We start from the raw sequence: 23,651 nt of genomic DNA on the forward strand, positions 1-23,651 counted from the left end.
CCCCGGCCCCCAGGAGCCCCCTGATCTGGCGCCGGATCAGCGCCTCGCCGTCCAGCTCCAGCAGGCACTTGGGGCGGTGACCCATGCGCGATGCCGACCCGGCGGCCAGCAGCACGGCGCCGAGCTGAGGGGGCGAAGTGTCGGGGGTGGCGTGAAGGTTCATGGTGGTGGGTGGCGAGATTACCCCGCTCAGGGCCGTCGCTTACACTGGAAGGCTGTTTTTCGAGGTAAATCATGAGTCTCCAATGCGGCATCGTGGGCCTGCCCAACGTCGGCAAATCCACCCTTTTCAACGCCCTCACCAAGGCCGGCATCGCCGCCGAAAACTACCCCTTCTGCACCATCGAGCCCAACACCGGTGTGGTGGAGGTGCCCGATCCGCGCCTGGCCCAGCTGTCGGAAATCGTCCAGCCCGAGCGCGTCGTGCCGGCCATTGTGGAGTTCGTGGACATTGCCGGTCTCGTGGCCGGTGCCAGCACCGGTGAAGGCCTGGGCAACAAGTTCCTGGCCCACATCCGCGAGACCGACGCCATCGTCAACGTGGTGCGCTGCTTCGAAGACGACAACGTGATTCACGTCGCCAACAAGGTCGACCCCATCGCCGACATCGAAGTGATCCTCACCGAGCTCTGTCTGGCCGATCTGGCTGCGGTGGAGAAAGCCTTGCACCGCGTGCAGAAGACCGCGCGTTCGGGCGACAAGGAGTCCATCAAGCTGGTGGCGATTCTGGAGAAATGCCAGGCGGCGTTGAACGACACCAAGCCCGTGCGCAGCATCGACTTCAGCAAGGAAGAGTTGCCGCTGCTCAAGCAGTTTTTCCTGATCACCGCCAAGCCCGCGATGTTCGTGGCCAACGTGTCGGAAGACGGTTTCGAGAACAACCCCTTCCTGGACCGCCTGCGCGCCTTCGCCGACAAGCAGAACGCGCCGGTGGTGGCGATCTGCGCCAAGATCGAAGCCGAGCTGTCCGAGATGGACGATGCCGATCGGCTCGAATTTCTGAAAGAACTGGGCCAGACCGAGCCCGGCCTCAACCGATTGATCCGCGCCGCCTACAAGCTGCTGGGGCTGCAGACCTACTTCACCGCCGGTGTGAAGGAAGTGCGCGCCTGGACCATCCACGTCGGCGACACCGGTCCGCAGGCCGCTGGCGTGATCCACACCGACTTCGAGAAGGGCTACATCCGAGCCCAGACCATCGCCTTCGACGACTTCATCCAGTTCAAGGGCGAGCAGGGTGCGAAAGACGCCGGCAAGATGCGCGCCGAAGGCAAGGAGTACGTCGTCAAGGACGGTGACGTGATGAACTTCCTGTTCAGCAGCTGAAGCGCCATGACCGACACCGGCCGGCCCGAACCCCAACGCCTGGCCAAACGCCTGGCGGCCCAGTTGCCCTGCTCGCGCAGCGACGCCGAGAACTACATCGCTGGGGGCTGGGTGCGGGTGGACGGCAAGGTGGTCGAAGAACCGATGGAGCGGGTCAGCGACAACCAGACCGTGACGCTGGACCCCAAGGCCAAGCTGGAGCCCTTGGAGTCGATGACGCTGATCTGGCACAAGCCGGCCACCCGGGTGCTGCCCGACGAGCCGCTGCTGCCGGACGCGCTGGCCGCCAAGTGGTTCACCAACGCCAACCGTTTTAAGGGCGACCGTTCCGGCGTGCGTCCGCTCAAGGCGCACCTGCACAAGCTGCTGCCCGTGGCGCCGCTGGGCACCAAGGCCAGCGGCCTGATGGTGTTCACGCAGAACCCGGGCGTGGCGCGCAAGATGACCGACGACGCGGCGCAGCTGGAGCATGAGTGGCTGGCCGAGGTGGCCGCCGATCCCGAGCTGGAAGACGATGCGAGGCGCGAAGCGGTGCTTCGCTCGCTGGGCAAGGCGCTGTTTTTCGACGGCTGGGCCGTGCCTTCGGCGCGCGCCAGCTGGCAGAGCGAACTGCGCCTGCGCCTGGCGATCAAGGGCAACCGCCCCGGCCAAGTGGCGCACCTGTGTGAGCGCGCCGGCCTGCAGCTCACCGCCTTGCGCCGCCTGCGGCTCGGTCGCGTTTCGTTGGCCGGTCTGCCGGTCGGCGAGTGGCGTTACCTGCTGCCCTACGAACGTTTTTGAGCCCGGGCGGCCCACACGCTCAGGCCCATGGCCGACAGCATGAGCACGAGGCCGACGTTGTGCAGGTTCAGCATCTGACCCTGCGCGATCAGCAACCCACCCAACGCCGCCCCCAGGCCCTGACCGGCGTAGATGGCCGAGGTATTGAGTGCCACGGTCGCGGGGGCGAGCACAGGTGACAGCTGCACCAGTCGCGCCTGCTGAGCCGAGTTGGCCGCAAAGCAGCCGAGCGCCCAAGGCACCATCACCAGCGCCTGCACCCAGAGGCTGTGGCGGCCCAGCGGCCAGATCGCCAGGCTCAGGGCCATCAGGCACAAGGTGAGCCACACCGCGCGCGGCGCTCCCAGGCGGTCCACCCAACGCGTGAGCGCCACATTGCCCGCCAGGCCAAACGCACCGAACCACAGGAACAACAGCGAGAGCGTGGTGGCGCTGGTGGCCAGCGTCTGTTGGAGGTAGGGCGCGAAATACGCAAACAGAATGAACTGCCCGAAGCCCGAGAGCAGGGTCACGCCCAGGGTCAACATCAGCGGCGCCGAGCCCAGGGTCTGGCGCCAGGCGTCGCGCGACAGGGCGGCGGGGCGGATGCCGTCGGGCATGGCGCGCCAGACCCAGGCCGCGCTGAGCATGGCCATCACAGCCACCAGGCCAAACGCCCAGCGCCAGCCGAACGCACCGCCGATCCAGGCCGAGAGCGGCATGCCCAGGACCGAGGCCACCGACCAGCCCATGAAGACAAAGGTGATGGCGCGCCCGCGCTGCTCGGGCGACACCATCAGGCCCACGCTGGCGGCCGCCTGGGGCGTGAAGATGGCCGGCGAGATTACGGCGAGCACGCGCAGCGGCAGCAGTGCGCCGTAGCTGGGCGCGAGGGCGCTCAGGCCCATGAGCAACCCGTACCAGAGCAGCGACAGCGTGAGCAGGCGGCGGCGGTCCCAGCCGGCGACCAGGGTGGCAAACACCGGCGCGCCCAGCCCCATGAGGATGGCGCCGGCGGTGATCAGTTGCCCCGCCTGCGGGATGGACACCTCCAGCGACTGGCTGATGTCGTTGAGCGTGCCCGGCACGGCCATGATGCCGGTGCCGATGACGAAGTTGCCCATCATCAAGGCCCAGAGCGCGGGCGTCGGCGAGGCGCTGGAGCGGGGAAGGGTCATGGGGGTCCGGGTGGGCAGCGGGTTCGTCAGTATCGGTGTGAACCTGCCCGCGTGCTCAGACGGGGAGTCCCCCTGGGAACACCTTGAGCAGCAAGACCGTCAAGATCAGGTAGCGCAGCAGCTTGCCCACCGCCATGTAGCCCACGCAGGGCCAGAACGGAAACTTGAGCCAGCCGGCCACGACGCACAGCGGGTCGCCAATGAGGGGCAGCCACGCCATCAGGCAGGCCTTGGGGCCGAAGCGCTGCAACCAGCGCAGGGCGTGCAGCTCGGTGGGTTGGTGTCGCGCCTTGTCGATCACACGGTGCGCGCCCAGGCCCATGAACCAGCTCACCGCACCGCCCAGGGTGTTGCCCAGCGTGGCCACAGCGATGGCGGGCCAGAACAGATCGGGGTTGAGCTTGAGCAGGCCAAACAGCGCCGCTTCTGACCCCACCGGCAGCAAGGTGGCGGACAGCAGCGACACCACAAACAGCGCGCCCAGACCTGCTTCGGGCATGGCCAACCAGTGCAACAGGGAAACAAGCCAGTCGGGCATGGGCGGGAAGTGCTGTGAAAGAGGCGAGAGCATATCGCCTGCTGAAAAAAGAGGCAGATACAATGCCCCTCCCCGGTCGCAGCTTTGCCGATGGTCGGGACCGCACCCCACCCCACCGAATTCATCCCGCGCCATGCAACTGGGCCCGTACACCCTGCCGAATGCTTTGTTTGTCGCGCCCATGGCTGGCGTGACGGACCGGCCGTTTCGCAAGCTCTGCAAGCGGCTGGGCGCGGGCTACGCGGTGAGCGAGATGGTGACCTCGCGGCCCGACTTGCAAGACAGCCTGAAGACTTCGCGCCGCGCCGACCACAGTGGCGAGCCAGGACCGATCGCGGTGCAGATCGCCGGCACCGACGCGGCCATGATGGCAGACGCCGCGCGCTACAACATTCAGCGCGGTGCGCAGATCATCGACATCAACATGGGCTGCCCGGCCAAGAAGGTCTGCAACAAGTGGGCGGGTTCTGCGCTGATGCAGGATGAGGCCCTGGCCATCGAGATTGTCGAAGCCGTGGTGGCCGCGGCCGCGCCGCACGGGGTGCCGGTCACGCTCAAGATGCGCACCGGCTGGTGTGCCGACGTGCGCAATGCGCCCACCCTGGCGCTGGCGGCCGAAGCCGCCGGCGTGCAGATGCTCACCGTGCACGGTCGCACCCGCGAGCAGGGCTACAAGGGTTTTGCCGAACACGACACCGTGGCCCACATCAAGAGCCGCGTGAAGATCCCGGTGGTGGCCAACGGCGACATCAGCAGCCCGCAGCAGGCGCGCGACGTGCTGCAGCGCACCGGCGCCGACGCCATCATGATCGGTCGCGCCGCTCAGGGTCGGCCCTGGATCTTTCGCGAGATCGCGCACTTTCTGGCCACGGGCGAGGCGCTGCCACCGCCCGATCTGATGGAGGTCAAGACATGGTTGCTTGATCACCTGGAAGATCACTACAGTCTCTATGGCGAATTCACCGGCGTGCGCAGCGCGCGCAAGCACCTGGGCTGGTACGCACACGCACTGCCTCTTCCCTCCGGTGCGGCGGCGGTGTTCCGCCACCGCATCAACACCTTGACCACAGCGCAGGCGCAGCTGGCCTGCGTGCGCGACAGTTTTGACGCCTGGGCCGCCTTCGGGCCCGACCACAACATGACCCGAGAAGACAACTGGAAACTGGCCGCATGAGCTCCCACAACAACCTGCACGACTGCGTGCGTGCCAGCCTCGAAGCGTACTTTCAAGACCTCGACGGCACCGACCCCGCCGGCCTGCACGACATGCTGGTCAAAGCGGTCGAAAAGCCGCTGCTCGAAGTCGTGATGCAGCAGTCGCAGAACAACCAGTCGCGCGCCGCTCAATGGCTGGGCCTGAACCGCAACACCTTGCGCAAGAAGCTGCTGGAACACAAGCTCATCGATTGAGCCGCCTCGCCCTTGCACGAATCGAATTCAAAACCTCCCCGAGATCCCTTCCCATGCGAGCACTCATCTCCGTCTCCGACAAGACCGGCATCGTCGAACTGGCCCAGACCCTGCACGGGTTGGGCGTGTCCCTGATCTCCACCGGTGGCACCGCCAAGCTGCTGGCCGAGAAGGGCTTGCCGGTCACCGAAGTGGCCGAGGTCACGGCCTTTCCCGAAATGTTGGACGGCCGCGTCAAGACCCTGCACCCCAAGGTGCACGGCGGCCTGTTGGCCCGCCGCGATGTGCCCGAACACATGGCCGCGCTGAAGGCGCACGGCATCGACACCATCGACCTGCTGATCGTCAACCTCTACCCGTTTGAAGCCACCGTGGCCAAGCCCGGCTGCACGCTGGAAGACGCCATCGAGAACATCGACATCGGCGGCCCGGCCATGGTGCGCAGCGCCGCCAAGAACTGGAAAGACGTGGCGGTGTTGACCGACGCGGCCCAGTACTCGGCCGTGATCGACGAACTCAAGGCCAGCGGCCAACTCAGCGACAAGACGCGCTTCGCCCTGTCGGTCGCCGCGTTCAACCGCATCAGCCAGTACGACGGCGCCATCAGCGACTACCTCTCGTCGATTCAATTCGAAGAAGGCGCCAGCGTTCCGAAGCGCGCCGAGTACTCCAGCCAGTCCAACGGCCGCTTCGTCAAGCTGCAAGACCTGCGCTACGGCGAGAACCCGCACCAGAGCGCCGCCTTCTACCGCGACCTCTACCCCGCGCCCGGTTCGCTGGTGACCGCCAAGCAGTTGCAGGGCAAGGAGCTGAGCTACAACAACATCGCCGACGCCGACGCGGCCTGGGAATGCGTCAAGAGTTTTGACGTGGCCGCATGCGTGATCGTGAAGCACGCCAACCCCTGCGGCGTGGCCGTGGGCAAGGATGCTCTGGAGGCTTACAGCAAGGCCTTCCAGACCGACCCGACCAGCGCCTTCGGCGGCATCATCGCGCTGAACCGCGTGCTTGACGGCGCAGGCGCTCAAGCCATCAGCAAGCAGTTCGTCGAGGTGCTCATGGCGCCTGGCTACACGCCCGAAGCGCTGGAGGTTTTTAAGGCCAAGGCCAATGTGCGCGTGCTGGAAATCGCGCTGCCGCCCGGTGGCCCCACCGCGTGGGACAAGGGTCTGAACCTCAACGACGTGAAGCGCATCGGCTCAGGTCTGCTGATGCAGAGCGCCGACAACCATGTGCTGCAGCGCGCCGACCTGAAGGTCGTGACCAAACTGCAGCCGACTGAGCAGCAACTGGACGACCTGCTGTTCGCCTGGAAGGTGGCGAAGTTCGTGAAGTCCAACGCCATCGTGTTCTGCAAGGACGGCATGACCATGGGTGTGGGCGCCGGCCAGATGAGCCGCCTCGATTCGGCCCGCATCGCCAGCATCAAGGCCGGCCACGCGAACCTGACGCTGCAGGGAACCGCCGTGGCCAGCGACGCCTTCTTCCCGTTCCGCGACGGTCTGGATGTGGTGGTGGACGCGGGTGCTACGTGCGTCATTCAACCCGGTGGCTCGATGCGCGATCAGGAAGTGATCGATGCGGCGGATGAGCGTGGTGTGGTGATGGTGTACAGCGGCGTGCGCCATTTCCGTCACTGAGCGGTGGTTACCCCCTCTCCCTCTGGGAGGGGGTTGGGATGAGGGCTCTTCGGAGCCCTTTCCACTTTCTACAGAGATTTCTCTCGGCTACTGGCTCAGCAGCTTGAACACGTCCCGCGCCGCCGCCACGCTGTCCGCGATGTCCTGCGCCGTGTGCGCCGCGCTCACGAACCCGGCTTCGTACAACGCGGGCGCGATGTACACGCCGCGGTCCAGCAGGCCGTGGAACAGGGTGTTGAAGCGCGGGCCGTCGGTGGTCATGACCTTGGCGTAGTTCTGCGGGAGTTCATCGAACAGGAAGAAGCCGAACATGCCGCCCTGGCTGTCACCGCACAGCGTCACGCCTTCGGCCGCAGCGGCCGAGGTCAGGCCGCTCACCAGCGACTGCGTGGTGGCCGACAGTGCTTCATAGAAACCCGGCTTCTGGATCTCCTGCAACGTCGCCAGACCGCAGGCCGTGGCCACCGGGTTGCCGCTCAGCGTACCGGCCTGGTACACGCCGCCCAAGGGAGCGAGCTGCTCCATCACCGCTCGCTTGGCGCCAAAGGCGGCCAGAGGCATGCCGCCTCCGATCACCTTGCCCATCACCGTCATGTCGGGTTCGAAACCGGGGATGAGCTTCGCGTACACGCTCTGCGCGCCACCGAGCGCCACGCGGAAACCCGTCATCACCTCGTCAAATGCCAGCAGCGTGCCATGCTGTGTGCACAGCTCGCGGCAGCGTTTCATGAACGGCACGCTGGCGCGCACGAAATTCATGTTGCCCGCGATCGGCTCGATGATCAGGCAGGCCACATCGGCGCCGTGTTCGACGAAAGCGGCTTCGAGTTGCTCGATGTTGTTGTATTCGAGCACGATGGTGTGCTGCACCACCTCGGGTGGCACCCCGGCGCTCGTGGGGTTGCCAAAGGTGGCGAGGCCCGAGCCGGCTTTCACCAGCAGCGCGTCGGCATGGCCGTGGTAGCAGCCTTCGAACTTGATGATCTTCTTGCGGCCGGTGGCGCCGCGCGCCAGGCGGATCGTGCTCATGCCGGCTTCGGTGCCCGAGCTCACCAGGCGCACCATGTCGATGCTGGGCACGAGCTTGATGATGGTTTCGGCCAGTTCGACTTCGCGTTCCGTCGGCGCACCGTACGAGAAGCCTTCCAGTACCGCTTTTTGCACCGCTTCCACCACCGCAGGGTGGCCGTGGCCCAGGATCATCGGGCCCCAGGAACCGATGTAGTCGATGTACTTCTGGCCGTTGGCGTCCCAGAAATACGCGCCCTGCGCACGCTGCACGAAGCGCGGTGTGCCACCCACGGCGCGGAAGGCGCGCACGGGCGAGTTCACGCCGCCAGGGATCAGGTGCTTGGCACGTTCAAACAGGTCGAGATTGCGGTCGGTCATGGAGGTTCTTGTCGGGAAACGAGAGGGAACTGTGTCGATCAGTGTTTTGTGGTGTCCAGCGGAAAGTCGCCGGAATCCAGACGGCTGTCAGGGGTGTCGCTTTCGGTGCTCTCGGCGGCAGCCTCGTCGTCCTGGTCATCCTCATGGGCCCAGAACAGGCGATCAGGCACGGCGTGGCCCATGCCTGGCTGAAATCCGGCGTCGAGGCATTGGTCGAGGTAGGTCAGGGCTTCCGCGCAGGCCGACTGAAGGTCTGCGCCCGAGGCGATCAGCGCGCACAGTGCCGCAGACAGCGTATCGCCTGCGCCGCTGAAGGTGGCATCGAACCGTTCGTATCGGGCCGAGGCCAGAACCGCTTCGGGACTGGCGAGGTGGCTTTCCAGGTACTGGTCAGCGGCGTTGAACCCAGTGACCAGGGTGTAAGGCACACCGTGCACGGCTGCTGCCCTGGCGATTTCGCGTGGGTTCGGTGCGCGGTCGCCCTCCCACTCGGGCAAAAGCCATCGGGAGAGTGTGCTGTGGTTGCCCACCAGCACCGTCGTCTGCGGCAACAACAATTCCACGCAGGCATCCAGGTAGGTGTCGATCTCCAGCTCATCCCACCACGACAGGTCGGGCATGTAGGTGATGACAGGCACTTCCGCGTAGTCGGTGGTGATGCCCGCAATGGCAGCGAGGTTCTCGGGGCTGCCGACAAACCCGACCTTGAAGGCTTGCACCGGCATGTCTTCGAGGGCTGCGCGTGCCTGATCGGCGACCGCCTCTTCATCAAAAGCGAAATGGTCGTGAATTTCTGAGGTGTCACGCACGTAGGTGCCGGTGACCACAGGAAGCACATGGGCCGATGCGCTGGACATGGCGGTGAGGTCGGCCGACAGGCCGCCCGCACCACTCGGATCGTTGGCGTTGAAGACCATCACGCAGGGCAGTGACGTTTCGCCGGGTTGGGCGATGGTGTCAGCGGTCGGGAGGGTGGGGGTCTGGGGCATGAAAGTGAGGAATGCGTCACGCGTTTCACCGAAGCGGTTGTCTTCGGGGATGTCCAGCAGCGAGAGTCCACTGGCGGCCCTCTATGGGTCGATACAATCGCCGGATTCTAAGACACAGCCTCTATCACCATGACCGAAACCAAGACTTGGATGTGCCTCATTTGCGGCTGGATTTACGACGAAGCCACGGGGTCGCCAGAGGAAGGCCTTGCGCCTGGAACGGCATGGGCCGATGTGCCAATGAACTGGACCTGCCCCGAGTGTGGGGCTCGTAAGGAAGACTTTGAGATGGTCCAGATCTGAAGATCACCTGCATCGTGTTGTGTCTGTCTCGTGCGACACTGTTCGTAGTCCTGTTCTGAATCGCTTTCTGGAGTGAACTTGCCGTGAACACAACACCCCACTTCAAAGTCCTGGTGGTAGACGACAGCAACACCATTCGACGCAGCGCCGAGATATTTCTTAAGCAAGGCGGGCACGAAGTTCTCTTGGCCGAAGATGGCTTCGATGCATTGGCCAAGATCAACGATTACCAGCCGGACTTGGTGTTTTGCGACATCCTGATGCCCCGGTTGGACGGTTATCAGACCTGTGCCATCATCAAGCGCAATGCCCGTTTCTCCAGCATTCCCGTGGTGATGCTGTCGTCCAAGGACGGCGTATTCGACAAGGCGCGTGGGCGCATGGTCGGCTCGCAGGAATACCTCACCAAACCCTTCACCAAAGACCAGCTGCTGCAAGCCGTGCAACAGTTCGGTGCCCACATCACAGGAGCTTCATGATGGCGATTCAGAAAATATTGGTGGTGGACGATTCCAAGACCGAGCTGATGGTCTTGTCCGACCTGCTGGTGAAAAATGGCTACAAAGTTCGAACCGCTGAGAATGCTGAAGAGGCCTTCCGTCGGCTCAGCGAGGAAAAGCCGGAATTGATCCTGATGGACGTGGTGATGCCCGGTCAGAATGGTTTTCAGTTGACCCGGGCCATCGCCCGCGACCCTCAGTATTCCGACATTCCCATCATCATGTGCACCAGCAAAAATCAGGAGACCGATCGCGTCTGGGGCATGCGTCAGGGTGCTCGTGACTACGTTACCAAGCCGGTGAATGCCGAGGAATTGGTTTCCAAGATTCGAGCGCTCGGCTGAGGCGCTGCCCTCGCCCATTGACACCCACCGAGCATGGCCAAACGACAGTCTCTCAAAGATCTACAGGTGCGTCTGGCGGCGCGATTGGCCGCCGCCAAGTCCGAGGCGATCACAGCGTCTTGGTTGGCAGTCGAGTCGGGAGGGCGCCGGTTTTTGGTGCCGCTGGTTCAGTCCGGGGAAATCTTCTCCTGGACCAACTTGCAAGTGGTGCCCTACACCAAGTCTTGGTACGTCGGCGTGGCCAGTCTGCGCGGGGGGCTTCACGGTGTCGTTGATTTGGGTCTGCTCAGCGGGGCTGTTGCCGCAGGTCTCTCCGCTCGGGTGTCTGAGCGTGTGACTTCCGAGTCCCGATTGGTCAGTTTGCATGCTGCGATGGGTGTCAACGCCGTGTTGTGGATCGACCGCCTGATGGGGTTGCGCAATCCGGCGATGTTTGAACGCCTGGCCGAGAGCGAGCCGGAAGCCCCGGCTTGGTTTGCCCGACGTTTGATTGATCGTGAAGGTCATGTGTGGCAGGAATTGAATCTGCAAGCGCTGACGGGTGACACGGAGTTTCTCGCGATTGCGGCCTGACGCAGGTATTTGGCTGGCGCTTTTTGTGCTCGGCTTGTTTGGATGACCGGGTCGGTTTCGACCTTGATTTTCAGTTGGAAGGTTTTCTCATGGCCATGCTTGATCGACTGTTTAAAAATAAGAATGCCGCCGAGCCCGATCTGAGCAACTCATCTCCCGAAGAGCTCGCGCGCGTTGCGGCTGAGCGGCTGGCGCCTGTCGATCCGGATGACGATGGCTTTGCCGAGAGCCGGTTGAGTGAGCCACAAGATGTGGTGATCGAGGCAGGTGTCCTTAGTCTGCCGTTGTTGGGCCGCCGGACGGCCGAGCAGCATCGACGCATTCTGGGAACCTTGTTGTTGTTCGCGGTGGTGGTGCTCGCTGCGGTGGTGTTTTTCGTGCTGAACAAGACAGAGAAGGTGGGCCAGCAGGTGGCGGCCAGCGGGCAGGCCTTGATGCAGTCCCAGAGGTTGGCCAAAAGCGCATCGCAGGCCTTGGTCGGCAGTCCCCCTGCTTTTGTCGAGGTGCGGGAAAGCTCCGACATTCTTTCTGGCAACGTCGTCGCCTTTCGCGAGGGGGGTAGTGGTGGCAGCGGTGGATCAAGTGCGACGGCTTCCATGGATGCACTGGGGCCAGAGTACCAAGAGCAGTTGGGGCAACTTGGTCCTGTGGCTGAACGTGCCCGAACCAACGCCGAAGTCATTCTGAGTCAGCAGAAGATCTTGACCCAGGTGGGCGACGCTCTGCGCTCCATCAACCGCCAGTCGTCCGACTTGCTGGAAATCGCAGAGACGGTGTCTTCATTGAAATTGCAGTTGGGCGCACCGGCCACCGAGATTTCGGCTTCGGGCCAGTTGGTGATGTTGACCCAGCGCATCGGCAAATCGGCCAACGAATTCCTGACCATGGAAGGTGTGAGTCCCGAAGCCGTGTTCCTGCTGGGCAAGGACTTGAACACCTTCAAGGAAATCGCCGATGGTCTGCTCAACGGAAGCACCGAACTGCGTCTGAAGCCTTCCGTCGATCCCCAGATTCGCGAACGCTTGGAGGCTTTGCTCAAGCTGTACGAACAAACCCGAACAGAAGCGGGCGCCATCTTGGGCAACCTGCAGGGTCTGGTGTCGGCGCGCGAAGCACAGGCCAGCATCATTGCGGACAGCGAGCCGCTGCGCCACGGCCTGGAGAAGCTCCAGAACGACCTCTCCTCGCGCGCTGGTGTGGGCGCTACCGAGCTGGTTGCGTTGTTGCTGTCCGCCCTGTTCACGTTGTTGTGTGGTGGCGGTCTGGCTTACTTGCAGCTGCAAGACAGTCGCCAGCGGCAGTTGGTGGCCGAAGGGGAAAAGGTCGTGGCCGAGTCCCAGCAGCAGGACGCCAAGCGCGTGAACGACGCCAACCAGGCGGCCATTCTGCGGCTCATGAACGAACTGCAGACCGTGGCCGAAGGTGACTTGACGCAGGAAGCCACGGTGACGGAAGACATCACCGGCGCCATCGCCGACTCGGTGAACTACACCGTGGAAGAGCTGCGATCGCTGGTGGGCAACGTGCAGGCCACGGCCACGCGCGTGGCGCAGACGACGTCTGCGGTGGAGAGCACATCGACCGAGCTGCTGGCGGCGTCCACCGAACAGCTGCGCGAGATTCGCGAAACCGGTCAATCGGTGCTGGACATGGCCGAACGCATCAACCAGGTGTCGGCGCAGGCGCAGGAGTCGGCCCATGTGGCGCGTACTTCGCTGCAGGCTGCTGAATCTGGTCTTCAGGCTGTGCAGGATGCCATCGGCGGTATGAACTCCATTCGGGACCAGATCCAGGAAACCTCCAAGCGCATCAAGCGGCTGGGCGAGTCGTCGCAGGAAATTGGTGAAATCACCGAGCTGATTTCCGACATTACCGAACAAACCAACGTGCTGGCCCTGAACGCCGCCATCCAGGCCGCGTCGGCCGGTGAAGCCGGTCGCGGCTTCTCGGTGGTGGCCGAAGAAGTGCAGCGGCTGGCCGAGCGCTCCGCCGACGCCACGCGCCAGATTGCCGCGCTGGTGAAGGCCATTCAGACCGACACGCAAGACGCGGTGGGCGCCATGGAACGCTCCACCCAGGGTGTGGTGGAAGGGGCCAAGCTGTCAGACAACGCCGGTACCGCGCTGTCCGAGATCGACCGTGTGTCACGCCGACTCGCCGAGCTGATCGAACAGATTTCCAGCGCGACCTTGCGGGAAGCCGAATCGGCCAACGAGGTGGCGGGCAACATCCAGCACATTTTTGCGGTGACCGAGCAAACCGGCGAGGGCACGCGGTCCACCGCTCAGCAGGTGCGCGAGCTCTCGGCCATGGCCGAAGAACTGCGCCAATCGGTGTCGCGATTCAAGATCGCCTGACTTCCTTGCCGTCAGGCCTGAAACACCATGCTCGACACCCAGCACGACAGCCTTTCTCCGGATGCTCCTCTCACCGATCTGGGCCCATTGGCCTGGGTTTTCGAGGAGCTGCGCAAGTCGCTGGATGGTGCCAACAAGGCCATCAAGCGTTTCGTCCGTGAATCGGAGCAATCCCGACTGAGCGACCTGGAGTCGGTGGACCCAGGCTCTCTGCGGGTGGCTCGGCAGCAACTGCACCAGGCGGTGGGCGCGCTAGAAATGGTGGGCTTGCAAGCGCCTGCCCAGGTGTTGCGCGGCATGGAAGCGGCGGTGCAACGGTTTGTGCAGCGGCCCCTGACCTGCACGAATGAAGCGGCGGGGAAGGTGGAACGTGCCAGCTTCGCCCTGATCGAGTACCTCGAAGCCATTCTCAACAACAAGCAGGTGCAGCCGGTTGCGCTGTTCAGCCAATACCGGGAGGTGCAAGAGCTGGCTGCTGCCGAGCGGGTGCATCCGTCGGACTTGTGGGCCTTTGATCAGCGCGGCATCGAAGTGGCGGCGCCGGTGGGTGTGGAGCCACAAAAGGCCGACGCCCAGATGCGCTCACGGTTTGACCGGGTCGTGCTGCTCATGATCAAGTCGCCGAGCCCAGCCGTCGGGACCCAACTGGCGCGCATGAGCGCCGGGCTGTCGGTTGGTTCAGACATGCCGAGGGTGGTGACTTTTTGGCGCGTGGCCGCCGCATATTTCGAGGCGGTGGCCCAGAAACTGGTGCCCATTGACGTGTATGTCAAACGCGCATCCTCGCGCATCTTGCTGCAGTTGTCCGGGCTGGCCCAGGAGAAGACGCGTGGCGAGGTGTCAGAGACCCTGCTCCATGATTTGTTGTTCTTTTGCTCGCAGGCCCTGCTCAAGGAAGGCGTGGCCACTCCGAATCTGTTGGCCGTGCGGCAGGCCTTTGGTCTGAACGACACCGTCGCCGTGGACTACAGCCAGGCGACGCTGGGCCGTTTTGATCCTGCGCTTTTGGTGCAGGCCCGCAAACGCATCAACGCCGGCAAGGAATCGTGGTCGTTGATGGCCGGTGGTGACATGAGCCGTGCGCGACAGGTGCAGGATCAGTACAGCCTGATCGGTGACTCCTTGCTCCGGTTGCACCCAGCCAGCACCGTGCTGGCCCGGGCGCTGGTCAAGGCGGCCGAACAAGCGGCGCGGATGCCGGGGACGCTGAAGCCAGAGCTGTCCATGGAAGTGGCCACGACCACGCTGTACCTGGAAGCGGCTTTCGAGGACTTTGATCCCAACGACCCGGAGCTCACCGCCCGCACACAGGCCTTGGCCGAGCGTTTGGAGCAGGTGCTTGCCGGTGCGCCAGCGCAGCCTCTGGAGCCCTGGATGGAACAACTCTACCGTCGCGTGAGCGACCGGCAGACGCTGGGCAGCGTGGTGGGCGAGCTCAAAGTGGCCTTGGGTGAAGTGGAAAAATCCCTCGACCAGTTCTTTCGTGCGCCGCGCGAGAAGGCCTGCCTGCACGTGGCCGTCTCGCAATTGGTGCAGATGCGCGGTGTGCTATCGGTTTTGGGGCTGGACCAGGCCGTGCACACCGTGGGGCGCATGCGTGGCTCGGTGGAGCAGATTCTGGACACCGAGGTGGACGAGCTGATGGCCCGCCAGGCAGGAACGTTCCAGCAACTGGGCAACAACCTCAGTGCGCTCAGTTTCCTGGTGGACATGCTCAATTACCAGCCTGCGCTGGCCAAGAAGCTGTTTGTCTTTGACGAAGAGTCTGGTGAACTCACGCCACTGATGGGCCGTACTGTCGTGGAGGTTCCACGCCCACAGGCCACGCACGAAGAAGCGCACGCATTGAGTGCCGATGTGCAACGCGTGGTCGAAGGTGCGCAGAGCTCGGTGGATCTCGTCAACCTCAGCGAGCAGCTGGGTTCGCTGGCCGATCAGGCCTCCCTGGCTGAGCAGCCGGGCGTGGCGCGCGCCGCGCGTGAAGCTGCGATGGCGGTGGTGGGTGACGACGCGGAGGCCGGCGCTCAGGCACTGATGGGCTTGGCGAAGACGGGCATCGAAGAAGCCCCCTCGTCGGTCGCGCCGATGCATGACGGCGGTGGGGATGACGACGATGATCTCCTGGACATTTTCCTGGAGGAAGCCCGCGAAGTCGTGGGTCAGGGGCAGGCGGCTGTGTCGGCCCTTGCCCACGAGCCATCCAATCTGGAACACCTCAGTACCCTTCGCCGTGCGTATCACACGCTCAAAGGGAGCTCCCGCATGGTGGGCTTGTCGGAGTTTGGCGAGGCGGCTTGGGCCTTGGAGCAGGCGCTCAACGCGGCACTCGCCGAGCAGCGTCCGACAGAGGCACCCTTGCGATCCCTGGCAAAAGACTCGCTGAACGCGTTGGACCACTGGGTGGAAGACATTGCCCAGCACCGCGATGGCGAATGGAAGGCCCAACCCTTTCGGGTCAGTGCCCAAGCGTGGCGAGACCATGGGCAGTACCTGCCAGTCGGCGCGGTCGTGCAGACGCCGGAATCGGCCGAGACGGTGGACATCCATGAAGCGGCTGCTCATGCGCCCGTGCAAGTCGAGACCGAAGACGCTCTGGTCAGTGCTCAGGAAGCCCCCGAGGATTCGCCGGCGGACTTTGGTGAGGCCTCGCCACCGGACCTCGATTTCAGCTTTGATCCGCTGACCGCGGCAGCGCCGGAGCCGAGTGCTCCCGCACCGTTGCTCGACGAGATTGATTTTGACAGCCTGGCGCAGCACTCCGCCCAACACACCGAGTCTTCGTCCGCTTCGATGCCGGCGGAAGAAGGGTCATCATTCGATGCCCCGCCCTCGACATTCGACGACATTTCGTTGGACACCGAGGCCGCGTTGCCCCAGGCGCCCGAATTGCAGGACAGCCGCCCCAGCCCGCTGTTCCATCCGGAAGAACCTGACAGTGTGTTCGTTGAGGAGGGTGCACCGGAAGCGGTTGCCTTGGACCTGGTCACTGATGAATCGCTGGAGATGTCCGCCACAGACGTGGTTGATGTCGTCGTCGAGGCGCCTGAGGTGCCTGAAGCGCCCGTGGTGGTCGGCGCCGACGATGAAATGCCCGACGAGCAGACCCGCCTGATCGGGCCATTGCGCATCGGCATCCGGCTCTACAACGTGTATCTCAACGAGGCCGACGAGTGGTCGCGCCGCCTGAGCACCTGTCTGGCCGAGTGGGCACTGGAACGCCACGAACCCGTTCCTGATCAGGCCGAGGCCCTCGCTCACTCGCTCGCAGGAAGCTCCGCCACGGTCGGTTTTCAGCCGCTGTCGGACATCGCGCGCGCGCTTGAACACTCGCTGGCTTCGGTGGCCCTGCATCAGCAAGGTGGACAGCCGGCAACGGCCGAGCAGGCCCAGCTGTTTGTGGACGCGGCAGAAGACATCCGCCGCCTGCTGCACCAGTTCGCCGCCGGTTTCTTCAAGGAGCCCAATACCGAATTGCTGAGTGCGCTGGACCGGCTGCTGCATCTGCCGGCCCCGGCAGATGCAGGGTTGGACGAGGCATCGGAAACGGACGCCGGACTTGAGATTGATCCCCAATGGGAGTCTCGGCCCGAAGATGAACCGCTGGCCGACCTGGATCTGCCGGTGGAAGTGGATGCGGCCCCTTCGGCCATTGCACCTCCGAAGTTCGAGCCGTCCACACTGGCTGATTTCGACACGCTGTTGTCGCCATTGCCCCCGGAGGTCATCGAGCGAGGACCTGCGCAGGACATTGACGATGACATCGACGTGCTCGACACGATCGACGTGGACCTGTTTCCGATTTTTGCGGAAGAGGCGCAGGAGCTGCTTCCGCAACTGGGTGGCGCCTTGCGTCAGTGGGTGGGACGGCCTGACAACACCAGCGCCCGCGGTGAGGTGTTGCGCAACTTGCACACCTTGAAGGGCAGTGCCCGTCTGGCGGGCGCCCTGCGACTCGGCGAGATGGCTCACCGCATGGAAACGGTGGTGGAGCGCCTGGGATCCGACGCACCACAGCGGTCCGATCTGGAGCCCTTGCAGGTGTCCTACGATGCCTTGTGCGCCCGCTTTGACCTGCTGCGCAACCCCGACGTCGAGTTGCATGGGGTGTTGCAGACCGCCCCTGAACAGATGCTCGATGTGGTGCCCTTCAGCGTCTCGGTGCCGGAAGAGGCCTCCCTGCCAGAGCCCATTCACGAGCCTGAGGTGTTGCCGGTTGCCATCAGCGCATCCAACCCCCTGGGGTTGACGGGACTGACCCTGGTGCAGCTACCCGTGTTGGTGCCGCAGCGCGCGGGCGCTGCGGTCCGGGTCCGTCCCGAGCTGCTCGACCGGCTGGTCAACCAGGCCGGTGAGGTCATGATCACCCGCTCGCGCATGGAGTCGCAGTTGGTGACCTTGCGCGGTTCGCTCAAAGACCTGACCGGCAACCTGGACCGTTTGCGCCACCAGTTGCGCGACATCGAGTTGCAGGCCGAAACGCAGATGCAGTCGCGCTTGGCACAGGCCCGCGACGCCGACCTGTCGTTCGACCCGCTGGAGTTCGACCGGTTCACCCGGGTGCAGGAACTCACCCGCATGATGGCCGAGTCGGTGAACGACGTGGCCACCGTGCAGCGCAACCTGCAGCGGGCGGTGGAAGCAACCGAAGACGGCCTGGTGGCACAGGCGCGGCAGACCCGCGAACTGCAACGCGATTTGCTTCGCACCCGCATGGTGGAGTTCGAAGGCATCTCGGAGCGGCTGTACCGTGTGGTGAGGCAGGCGTCCAAAGAGACCGGCAAACAAGTGCGCCTGGACATCACGGCCGGTCACATTGAAATGGACCGCGGCGTGCTGGACCGCATGACCGCCGCGTTCGAGCACCTGCTGCGCAACAGCGTGGTACACGGCATCGAAACGCCGGAGGAGCGGCTGGCGCTGGGCAAGCCAGCGGAAGGCCGCATTGAAATTCGACTGGCCCAGGAACTCAATGATGTGTCTGTGGTGTTCCAGGACGATGGCGCCGGGCTGGACCTCGTCCGCCTCCGCGAAAAAGCGATGGCCCAGGGGCTGATCGAGGCCGGCGCTGTGCTCTCGGACGAACAAGCCGCGCAGCTGATCTTCACCCCCGGTCTGAGCACCGCCAACGAGGTGTCGTCGCTGGCGGGGCGCGGTGTGGGCATGGACGTGGTGCGCAACGACGTGATTGCGCTGGGTGGTCGCGTGGAGACACACACCCACGCCGGGCAGGGCACCAACTTCAAGCTGGTGCTGCCGCTGACCACGGCGGTGACGCAGGTGGTGATGCTGCGCATGGGCGATCTGACCATCGGCGTTCCCTCCACGCAGGTGGAACTCGTTCGTCGCGTCCGCTCCGAGGAGTTGGCGCAGGCCTACGCCAAAAACACCTTGACGGTGGGTGGCGAGGAGGTTCCCTTCTATTGGGCTGGGGCGCTGTTGCAGTCGTCTGCACAGACTCAGGAAGCCCAGGGACGCACCTTGCCCGTGGTGATCTTCCGAAGCGCGGCGCAACGGGTGGCCATGCACGTGGACGAGGTGCTGGGCAACCAGGAAGTCGTGGTGAAGAACCTCGGCCCCCAACTGTCCCGCCTGCCCGGTCTGGCCGGTATGTCGGTGCTGGCCTCGGGCGCGGTGGCGCTGATCTACAACCCAGTGGCGCTGGCCACGGTGTACGGCGCGCAGGTGCAGCCTTGGATGGATGCGCAGAAGCGACAAGGCTTGCTGCAGACAACGAACGACGACACCGGTTTGCCGGTGGACACGGTGGTCAATGCGGTTCCGCTGGTGTTGGTGGTCGACGATTCGATCACCGTGCGCCGCGTGACGCAGCGCCTGCTGTTGCGCGAGGGTTACCGCGTGGTGCTGGCAGCAGATGGCTTGCAGGCGCTCGAACGGCTGCAACACGAGCGCCCGGCGGTCGTGCTGTCCGACATTGAAATGCCGCGCATGGACGGGTTCGATCTGGTGCGCAACATCCGCAGCGACCCTCGCCTCGCGGGCTTGCCGGTGATCATGATCACCTCCCGCATCGCCGAGAAGCACCGCGAACATGCGCGCGAACTGGGGGTGGACCACTACCTGGGCAAGCCTTACGCGGAAGACGAGTTGCTGGCCTTGGTCGGGCACTACGTGCAGAGCAGCGCTGCGGAAGCCTGAACAATCCGCTGTTCCCCTTCAAGACCCCGGCCTGCGCGCCGGGGTTTTTCATGTGGGCGTCGAACCGGGTTTCTTCACCACCGCGTAGCGCAGCAGGGTTCGTTCGCGGGCCACGGCATGGTCGACGATGGGGTGCGGGTAGGTCTTGCCCAGTTCAACGCCAGCCCCTACCAGCTCCAGTTCGCGCGCCATCCAGGGGGCGTGAATCAAGGCGTCGGGCAATTGCGCCAACTGAGGCAGGTAGCGGCGGATGAACTTGCCTTGCGGGTCGAACTTCTCGCTCTGCGTCACTGGGTTGAAGATGCGGAACCAGGGCTGCGCATCGCAGCCGCTGGAGCTGGCCCACTGCCAGCCGCCGTTGTTGGCGGCGAGATCGAAGTCGATCAGCTTCTCGGCGAAATAGCGCTCTCCCCATTGCCAGTGGATGCCGAGGTCCTTCACGAGAAAGCTCGCCACCACCATGCGCAGCCGGTTGTGCATGTAGCCGGTCTGGTTGATCTGCGCCATGGCCGCGTCCACCAGCGGGTAGCCGGTGCGGCCTTCGCACCAGGCGGCGAACAGCTCGTTGGCGTGTTTGCCGTGTTCGAACCTGACGTGGTCGTACTCGGGCTTGAAGGCCTTCTCGACCACGTGCGGAAAATTGGCGAGGATCTGGTGGTAAAAATCGCGCCAGATCAGCTCGGACAGCCAAGTGCTCGCGCCCTGCATGCCTTGCAGATGCATCTGGTAAGCAATGGACGCCAGCTGCCGGATCGACACGGTGCCGAACCGCAGGTGCACGCTCAGGTAGCTCGGCCCCTTGACGGCGGGGAAGTTGCGCGTGGCCTCGTAGCGGTCGATGCGCTCGACGAAGTCCTCCAGCAATGTCTGCGCGCCGCTGGCGCCGGTCGGCATGGGCAACTGTGAGAGGTTGGTGGGTTCGAAGTCGATGTCCGAGAGGCGCGGCAACGGAGCGTCCAGGGCCGGTGGCAACGGCGCCAGCGAGGCGGCGTACCGTTCCACCGGGTAGGCCTTCAGGTCAAACGCACCCACCTGCTTGAGCCAGGCGTTCTTGTAGGGCGTGAACACGCCGTAGGGATGACCTGCCTGGGTCAGCACCTCGCGCCGCTCGAAGATCAGGTGGTCCTTGTGGCCGTGGAACACGATGCCGGCGTGGGCCAGTTGGCCCAGCACGTGGGCATCGCGTGCATGCGCTGCCGGCTCATCGTCGTGGTTGGCAAACACGGCCTGCACCCGCAATTGCTGGGACAGTGCCGGTATGTCGTCCTGCGCGCGCGCATGCCGGACGATCAGTCCGGTGCCCTCATGGCCTGCCGCCTTGCCAAGCGCGCGCAAGCGGCTGTCGAGTTCGACCACCGAGGCGTGGATGAATTCGACCCGGCGGTCGGCGTGGGGCAGCGTGTCCAGGATGTCGGTGTCGAACACGAACACGCACCAGAGCTGGCGGCATTGTTTGAGCGCGTGGTGGAGCGCAGCGTTGTCGTCGGCCCGCAGGTCGCGCCGGAACCACATCAGGCCTTGGTCGTAGTGGTTCATGGGGGCGCGCTCTGGTGTTGGGAGGGGCAGGTGTCTGGAGATCAGCGGCTTAAAATCACCGCATGTCCGCCGATTCTGCCCCGATCAATCTCACCAATCATTTCCTGATTGCCATGCCAGGGCTCAGCGACGAGCTGTTCGGCCGCAGCGTCGTCTTCATGTGCGAACACAGTGAGCGCGGCGCGCTCGGTCTGGTGATCAACAAACCCAGCGACATCCTGCTGCCGCGCCTGTTCGAAAAGGTCGACCTGCAACTGGGGCGCGACGACTTGGCGACCCAGCCCGTGTTTCAGGGCGGTCCGGTGCAGACCGAGCGCGGTTTCGTGCTGCACGACGCGATCAACGCTGGCGAGGGGGAAACGGTCTACGCCTCGACACTCTCCATTCCCGGTGGACTGGAAATGACCACCTCGCGCGACGTGCTCGAAGCGATGTCGTCGGGCGCCGGCCCGCGCCGCGTGTTCGTGACCCTGGGCTACGCGTCCTGGGGGCAGGGGCAGCTGGAGTCGGAGATCACCGAAAACAGCTGGCTCACAGTGGAGGCCGATCCGAGCGTGATTTTTGATGCGCCGGTGGAGCAGCGCTACGAACGCGCCATGGCCTTGCTGGGTCTGCAGCCCTGGATGCTGTCGCCCGACGCTGGTCACGCATGATGGGTTGTGAGCCTCCACGCTCCGCCGCTTCGCGGGTCGCTGCCCCCCATGGTGGCTGGGCCAGCCTTGGGGGCGGCCCGGCGGCTGTCCCGCCGGCTTCCGACAACCGACCCAGCGGTCCCGAAGTCCCTGCCCAGTGCCAGATGTTCATGGCCTTTGACTTCGGACTGAAGCGCACCGGCGTCGCCAGCGGCAACCGCATCACCCGAACCGCCACGCCTCAGGCCACCATCGCCGCCGAGGGCGATGCCCGCTTCGCACAGATCGCGGCGCGGTTGAAAGAGTGGCAGCCCGACGCGCTGGTCGTGGGCGTGCCCTTTCACCCGGACGGCGCCCCCCACGAGAACACCGCGCGGGCGAAGAAGTTCGCCCGGCAGCTGCGCGGCCGCCATGGCCTGCCCGTGTTCGAGGTGGACGAGCGCTACAGCACCACCGAAGCCCACAGCCTGGGCGCCAAGGACGCCGACGCGGCCAGCGCCTGCATCATCCTGGAACAGTTTCTGAGGAGCCTGCCTTGACCCAAACCATCCAGCTCGACGCCGAGCTGCTCTACGCCGAGCTGTTGCTCGGCGTCAAAGCGCTGATCGCTGCCACCACCCAGCCCGTCGTGCTCGCGGGCATCACCTCCGGTGGCGCCTGGTTGGCCGAGCGCCTGCAGCGCGAACTGGGCCTGCCCGGTGATGCGGGTGTCATCTCCTCGTCGATGCACCGCGACGACTTTGCGCAGCGCGGCCTGGCCATGTCGGCACAGACCGTGTTGCCCTTTGACGTGAATGGCGCCCACGTGATTCTGGTCGACGACGTGCTCTACACCGGGCGCACGTTGCGCGCCGTGATCAACGAGCTGTTCGATTACGGCCGACCTGCCAGCGTGCAGCTCGCGGTGCTGGTGGACCGGGGCGGGCGCGAGCTGCCGATCCAGGCCAATGTTTGCGCGGCCACCCTGAGCCTGCCGGCCAGCCAACTGCTCGAACTGGCGCGTGACGAAGATGGCCGCTTCCGCTTCGTGCTTGAAAACAAGGATGTCTGACGTGGCACGTAACCCCCAACTGAACAAGAACGGCGAACTGATCCACCTGCTCTCGACCGAGGGCCTCTCGCGCGACATCCTCACCCAGATCCTCGATACCGCCGCCAACTTCGTGAGCGTGAGCAACCGCGAGGTGAAGAAGGTGCCGCTGCTGCGCGGCAAAAGTGTGTTCAACCTGTTCTTCGAGAACAGCACCCGCACCCGCACCACCTTCGACATCGCGGCCACGCGCCTCTCGGCCGACGTGTACACGCTGGACATCGCACGCAGCTCCACCGCCAAGGGCGAGAGCCTGCTCGACACCATCGCCAACCTGTCGGCCATGGCGGCCGACATCTTCGTGGTGCGGCACAGCGAGTCGGGCGCGCCCTACCTGATCTCGCAACATGTGGCGCCGCACGTGCACGTGGTCAACGCCGGTGACGGCCGCCACGCCCACCCCACGCAGGGCCTGCTGGACATGTACACGATCCGGCACTACAAGAAAGACTTCACCCAGCTCTCGGTTGCCATCGTCGGTGACGTGTTGCACTCACGCGTGGCGCGCTCCGACATCCACGCGCTCACCACCTTGGGCTGCCCCGACGTGCGCGTGGTCGGCCCGCGCACCTTGGTGCCCGGCGACCTCTCGCAGATGGGCGTGCGCGTGTGTCACACGCTGGAAGAAGGCATCAAGGACTGCGACGTGGTGATCACGCTGCGCCTGCAGAACGAGCGCATGAGCGGCGCGCTGCTGCCGTCGAGCCAGGAGTATTTCAAGAGCTTCGGCCTCACGCCCGAGCGCCTGCGCTGGGCCAAACCGGACGCCATCGTCATGCACCCCGGCCCGATCAACCGCGGGGTCGAGATCGACTCCGCCGTGGTCGACGGGCCGCAAAGCGTGATCCTGCCGCAGGTCACCTTCGGCATCGCCGTGCGCATGGCGGTGCTCGGCATCGTGGCGGGCAACGAGGCATGAGCGCAGCGCCGG

At 64.6% G+C, this 23,651-nt stretch carries 21 protein-coding genes; 15 read left to right on the forward strand and 6 right to left on the reverse strand.

Going from position 1 to position 23,651, the window contains the following annotated elements; genetic code table 11:
- Positions 1 to 163: NTP transferase domain-containing protein (locus tag B0E41_RS27755; RefSeq protein ID WP_171984841.1), on the reverse strand; the 163-nt coding region annotated here is incomplete at its 3' end.
- Between the two features lie 71 nt (positions 164 to 234).
- On the opposite strand from B0E41_RS27755, the gene ychF reads away from it, so the two are divergent.
- Together ychF and B0E41_RS21145 are read left to right on the forward strand one after the other, a co-directional pair.
- Positions 235 to 1,326, forward strand: a complete 1,092-nt coding sequence (gene ychF / locus B0E41_RS21140) for a redox-regulated ATPase YchF (protein ID WP_077334160.1) — start codon at positions 235 to 237, stop codon at positions 1,324 to 1,326.
- 6 nt (positions 1,327 to 1,332) lie between these two features.
- Entirely contained in the window at positions 1,333 to 2,106 is a 774-nt protein-coding gene (locus B0E41_RS21145; protein ID WP_077334162.1) for an RNA pseudouridine synthase, read from the forward strand.
- Here the strand turns inward: B0E41_RS21145 and B0E41_RS21150 are convergent.
- Both B0E41_RS21150 and B0E41_RS21155 read right to left on the reverse strand, forming a co-directional pair.
- Positions 2,091 to 3,263 (reverse strand): MFS transporter, encoded by a 1,173-nt coding sequence (locus B0E41_RS21150; RefSeq protein WP_077334164.1) that lies wholly within the window; start codon positions 3,261 to 3,263, stop codon positions 2,091 to 2,093. The two genes, B0E41_RS21145 and B0E41_RS21150, sit on opposite strands and share 16 nt — an antisense overlap.
- A gap of 55 nt (positions 3,264 to 3,318) precedes the next feature.
- Positions 3,319 to 3,801: a YqaA family protein gene (locus B0E41_RS21155; protein ID WP_077334166.1), complete on the reverse strand. Its 483-nt coding sequence runs from the start codon at positions 3,799 to 3,801 to the stop codon at positions 3,319 to 3,321.
- A gap of 133 nt (positions 3,802 to 3,934) precedes the next feature.
- Here B0E41_RS21155 and dusB point away from each other — a divergent pair, with 133 nt between their 5' ends.
- From dusB to purH, 3 genes are read left to right on the forward strand one after another with little or no spacing between them, the layout of a single operon-like run.
- Entirely contained in the window at positions 3,935 to 4,975 is a 1,041-nt protein-coding gene (gene dusB, locus B0E41_RS21160; RefSeq protein ID WP_077334168.1) for a tRNA dihydrouridine synthase DusB, read from the forward strand.
- Entirely contained in the window at positions 4,972 to 5,211 is a 240-nt protein-coding gene (locus B0E41_RS21165) for a helix-turn-helix domain-containing protein (RefSeq protein WP_077334170.1), read from the forward strand. Before dusB ends, B0E41_RS21165 begins: the two co-directional genes overlap by 4 nt.
- Positions 5,212 to 5,264: 53 nt before the next feature.
- Positions 5,265 to 6,851: a bifunctional phosphoribosylaminoimidazolecarboxamide formyltransferase/IMP cyclohydrolase gene (purH, locus tag B0E41_RS21170; RefSeq protein ID WP_077334172.1), complete on the forward strand. Its 1,587-nt coding sequence runs from the start codon at positions 5,265 to 5,267 to the stop codon at positions 6,849 to 6,851.
- Between the two features lie 87 nt (positions 6,852 to 6,938).
- Here the strand turns inward: purH and hemL are convergent, their stop codons facing one another.
- Together hemL and B0E41_RS21180 are read right to left on the reverse strand one after the other, a co-directional pair.
- Complete coding sequence (hemL, locus tag B0E41_RS21175; protein WP_077334174.1) at positions 6,939 to 8,240, reverse strand: glutamate-1-semialdehyde 2,1-aminomutase; 1,302 nt, start codon at positions 8,238 to 8,240, stop codon at positions 6,939 to 6,941.
- Positions 8,241 to 8,278: 38 nt separating this feature from the next.
- On the reverse strand, positions 8,279 to 9,229 hold the full coding sequence (locus tag B0E41_RS21180) for a bifunctional hydroxymethylpyrimidine kinase/phosphomethylpyrimidine kinase (RefSeq protein WP_077334176.1): 951 nt from the start codon (positions 9,227 to 9,229) through the stop codon (positions 8,279 to 8,281).
- A gap of 129 nt (positions 9,230 to 9,358) precedes the next feature.
- Between B0E41_RS21180 and B0E41_RS21185 the strand changes: the two genes are divergently transcribed.
- From B0E41_RS21185 to B0E41_RS21210, 6 genes are all read left to right on the forward strand, one after another.
- Entirely contained in the window at positions 9,359 to 9,532 is a 174-nt protein-coding gene (locus B0E41_RS21185; RefSeq protein WP_077334178.1) for a rubredoxin, read from the forward strand.
- Positions 9,533 to 9,615: 83 nt separating this feature from the next.
- Positions 9,616 to 10,011 (forward strand): response regulator, encoded by a 396-nt coding sequence (locus B0E41_RS21190; protein WP_143433944.1) that lies wholly within the window; start codon positions 9,616 to 9,618, stop codon positions 10,009 to 10,011.
- A complete protein-coding gene (locus tag B0E41_RS21195) occupies positions 10,011 to 10,376 on the forward strand; it encodes a response regulator (RefSeq protein WP_077334182.1) in 366 nt (121 codons plus the stop codon). The genes B0E41_RS21190 and B0E41_RS21195 overlap by 1 nt, the downstream gene beginning before the upstream one ends.
- A gap of 33 nt (positions 10,377 to 10,409) precedes the next feature.
- Positions 10,410 to 10,949: a chemotaxis protein CheW gene (locus tag B0E41_RS21200; protein ID WP_077334184.1), complete on the forward strand. Its 540-nt coding sequence runs from the start codon at positions 10,410 to 10,412 to the stop codon at positions 10,947 to 10,949.
- 89 nt (positions 10,950 to 11,038) lie between these two features.
- Positions 11,039 to 13,306: a methyl-accepting chemotaxis protein gene (locus B0E41_RS21205; protein WP_077334209.1), complete on the forward strand. Its 2,268-nt coding sequence runs from the start codon at positions 11,039 to 11,041 to the stop codon at positions 13,304 to 13,306.
- 27 nt (positions 13,307 to 13,333) lie between these two features.
- The gene (locus B0E41_RS21210; protein WP_077334186.1) at positions 13,334 to 19,462 is read left to right on the forward strand and encodes an Hpt domain-containing protein; all 6,129 of its coding nucleotides are present in this window, start codon (positions 13,334 to 13,336) and stop codon (positions 19,460 to 19,462) included.
- 48 nt (positions 19,463 to 19,510) lie between these two features.
- On the opposite strand, the gene B0E41_RS21215 is transcribed toward B0E41_RS21210, so the two are convergent.
- On the reverse strand, positions 19,511 to 20,998 hold the full coding sequence (locus tag B0E41_RS21215) for a deoxyribodipyrimidine photo-lyase (protein ID WP_077334188.1): 1,488 nt from the start codon (positions 20,996 to 20,998) through the stop codon (positions 19,511 to 19,513).
- 62 nt (positions 20,999 to 21,060) lie between these two features.
- On the opposite strand from B0E41_RS21215, the gene B0E41_RS21220 reads away from it, so the two are divergent.
- The 4 genes from B0E41_RS21220 (at position 21,061) to B0E41_RS21235 (ending at position 23,639) form a co-directional block, all read left to right on the forward strand.
- Complete coding sequence (locus B0E41_RS21220) at positions 21,061 to 21,651, forward strand: YqgE/AlgH family protein (RefSeq protein ID WP_077334190.1); 591 nt, start codon at positions 21,061 to 21,063, stop codon at positions 21,649 to 21,651.
- 143 nt (positions 21,652 to 21,794) lie between these two features.
- Positions 21,795 to 22,169 carry a Holliday junction resolvase RuvX gene (ruvX, locus tag B0E41_RS21225; RefSeq protein WP_143433945.1) on the forward strand — a complete coding sequence of 125 codons (375 nt, stop codon included), beginning with the start codon at positions 21,795 to 21,797 and terminating at the stop codon, positions 22,167 to 22,169.
- Entirely contained in the window at positions 22,166 to 22,681 is a 516-nt protein-coding gene (gene pyrR / locus B0E41_RS21230) for a bifunctional pyr operon transcriptional regulator/uracil phosphoribosyltransferase PyrR (protein ID WP_253195064.1), read from the forward strand. The genes ruvX and pyrR overlap by 4 nt, the downstream gene beginning before the upstream one ends.
- Positions 22,641 to 23,639 (forward strand): aspartate carbamoyltransferase catalytic subunit, encoded by a 999-nt coding sequence (locus B0E41_RS21235; RefSeq protein WP_077334192.1) that lies wholly within the window; start codon positions 22,641 to 22,643, stop codon positions 23,637 to 23,639. The genes pyrR and B0E41_RS21235 overlap by 41 nt, the downstream gene beginning before the upstream one ends.
- Positions 23,640 to 23,651: the final 12 nt, after the last annotated feature.

The organism is Hydrogenophaga sp. A37, from assembly GCF_002001205.1.
GTDB lineage: Bacteria > Pseudomonadota > Gammaproteobacteria > Burkholderiales > Burkholderiaceae_C > Hydrogenophaga.

Coding starts and splice junctions, on each gene's coding strand:
- B0E41_RS21235 (WP_077334192.1), top strand. CDS start 22,641: ATGGCCGCTTCCGCTTCGTGCTTGAAAACAAGGATGTCTGACGTGGCA.
- B0E41_RS21185 (WP_077334178.1), top strand. CDS start 9,359: ATGACCGAAACCAAGACTTGGATGTGCCTCATTTGCGGCTGGATTTAC.
- B0E41_RS21210 (WP_077334186.1), top strand. CDS start 13,334: ATGCTCGACACCCAGCACGACAGCCTTTCTCCGGATGCTCCTCTCACC.
- hemL (WP_077334174.1), bottom strand. CDS start 8,240: ATGACCGACCGCAATCTCGACCTGTTTGAACGTGCCAAGCACCTGATC.
- B0E41_RS21165 (WP_077334170.1), top strand. CDS start 4,972: ATGAGCTCCCACAACAACCTGCACGACTGCGTGCGTGCCAGCCTCGAA.
- dusB (WP_077334168.1), top strand. CDS start 3,935: ATGCAACTGGGCCCGTACACCCTGCCGAATGCTTTGTTTGTCGCGCCC.
- ruvX (WP_143433945.1), top strand. CDS start 21,795: ATGTTCATGGCCTTTGACTTCGGACTGAAGCGCACCGGCGTCGCCAGC.
- B0E41_RS21180 (WP_077334176.1), bottom strand. CDS start 9,229: ATGCCCCAGACCCCCACCCTCCCGACCGCTGACACCATCGCCCAACCC.
- purH (WP_077334172.1), top strand. CDS start 5,265: ATGCGAGCACTCATCTCCGTCTCCGACAAGACCGGCATCGTCGAACTG.
- B0E41_RS21200 (WP_077334184.1), top strand. CDS start 10,410: ATGGCCAAACGACAGTCTCTCAAAGATCTACAGGTGCGTCTGGCGGCG.
- B0E41_RS21150 (WP_077334164.1), bottom strand. CDS start 3,263: ATGACCCTTCCCCGCTCCAGCGCCTCGCCGACGCCCGCGCTCTGGGCC.
- B0E41_RS21195 (WP_077334182.1), top strand. CDS start 10,011: ATGGCGATTCAGAAAATATTGGTGGTGGACGATTCCAAGACCGAGCTG.
- B0E41_RS21145 (WP_077334162.1), top strand. CDS start 1,333: ATGACCGACACCGGCCGGCCCGAACCCCAACGCCTGGCCAAACGCCTG.
- ychF (WP_077334160.1), top strand. CDS start 235: ATGAGTCTCCAATGCGGCATCGTGGGCCTGCCCAACGTCGGCAAATCC.
- B0E41_RS21205 (WP_077334209.1), top strand. CDS start 11,039: ATGGCCATGCTTGATCGACTGTTTAAAAATAAGAATGCCGCCGAGCCC.
- B0E41_RS21220 (WP_077334190.1), top strand. CDS start 21,061: ATGTCCGCCGATTCTGCCCCGATCAATCTCACCAATCATTTCCTGATT.
- B0E41_RS21155 (WP_077334166.1), bottom strand. CDS start 3,801: ATGCCCGACTGGCTTGTTTCCCTGTTGCACTGGTTGGCCATGCCCGAA.
- B0E41_RS21215 (WP_077334188.1), bottom strand. CDS start 20,998: ATGAACCACTACGACCAAGGCCTGATGTGGTTCCGGCGCGACCTGCGG.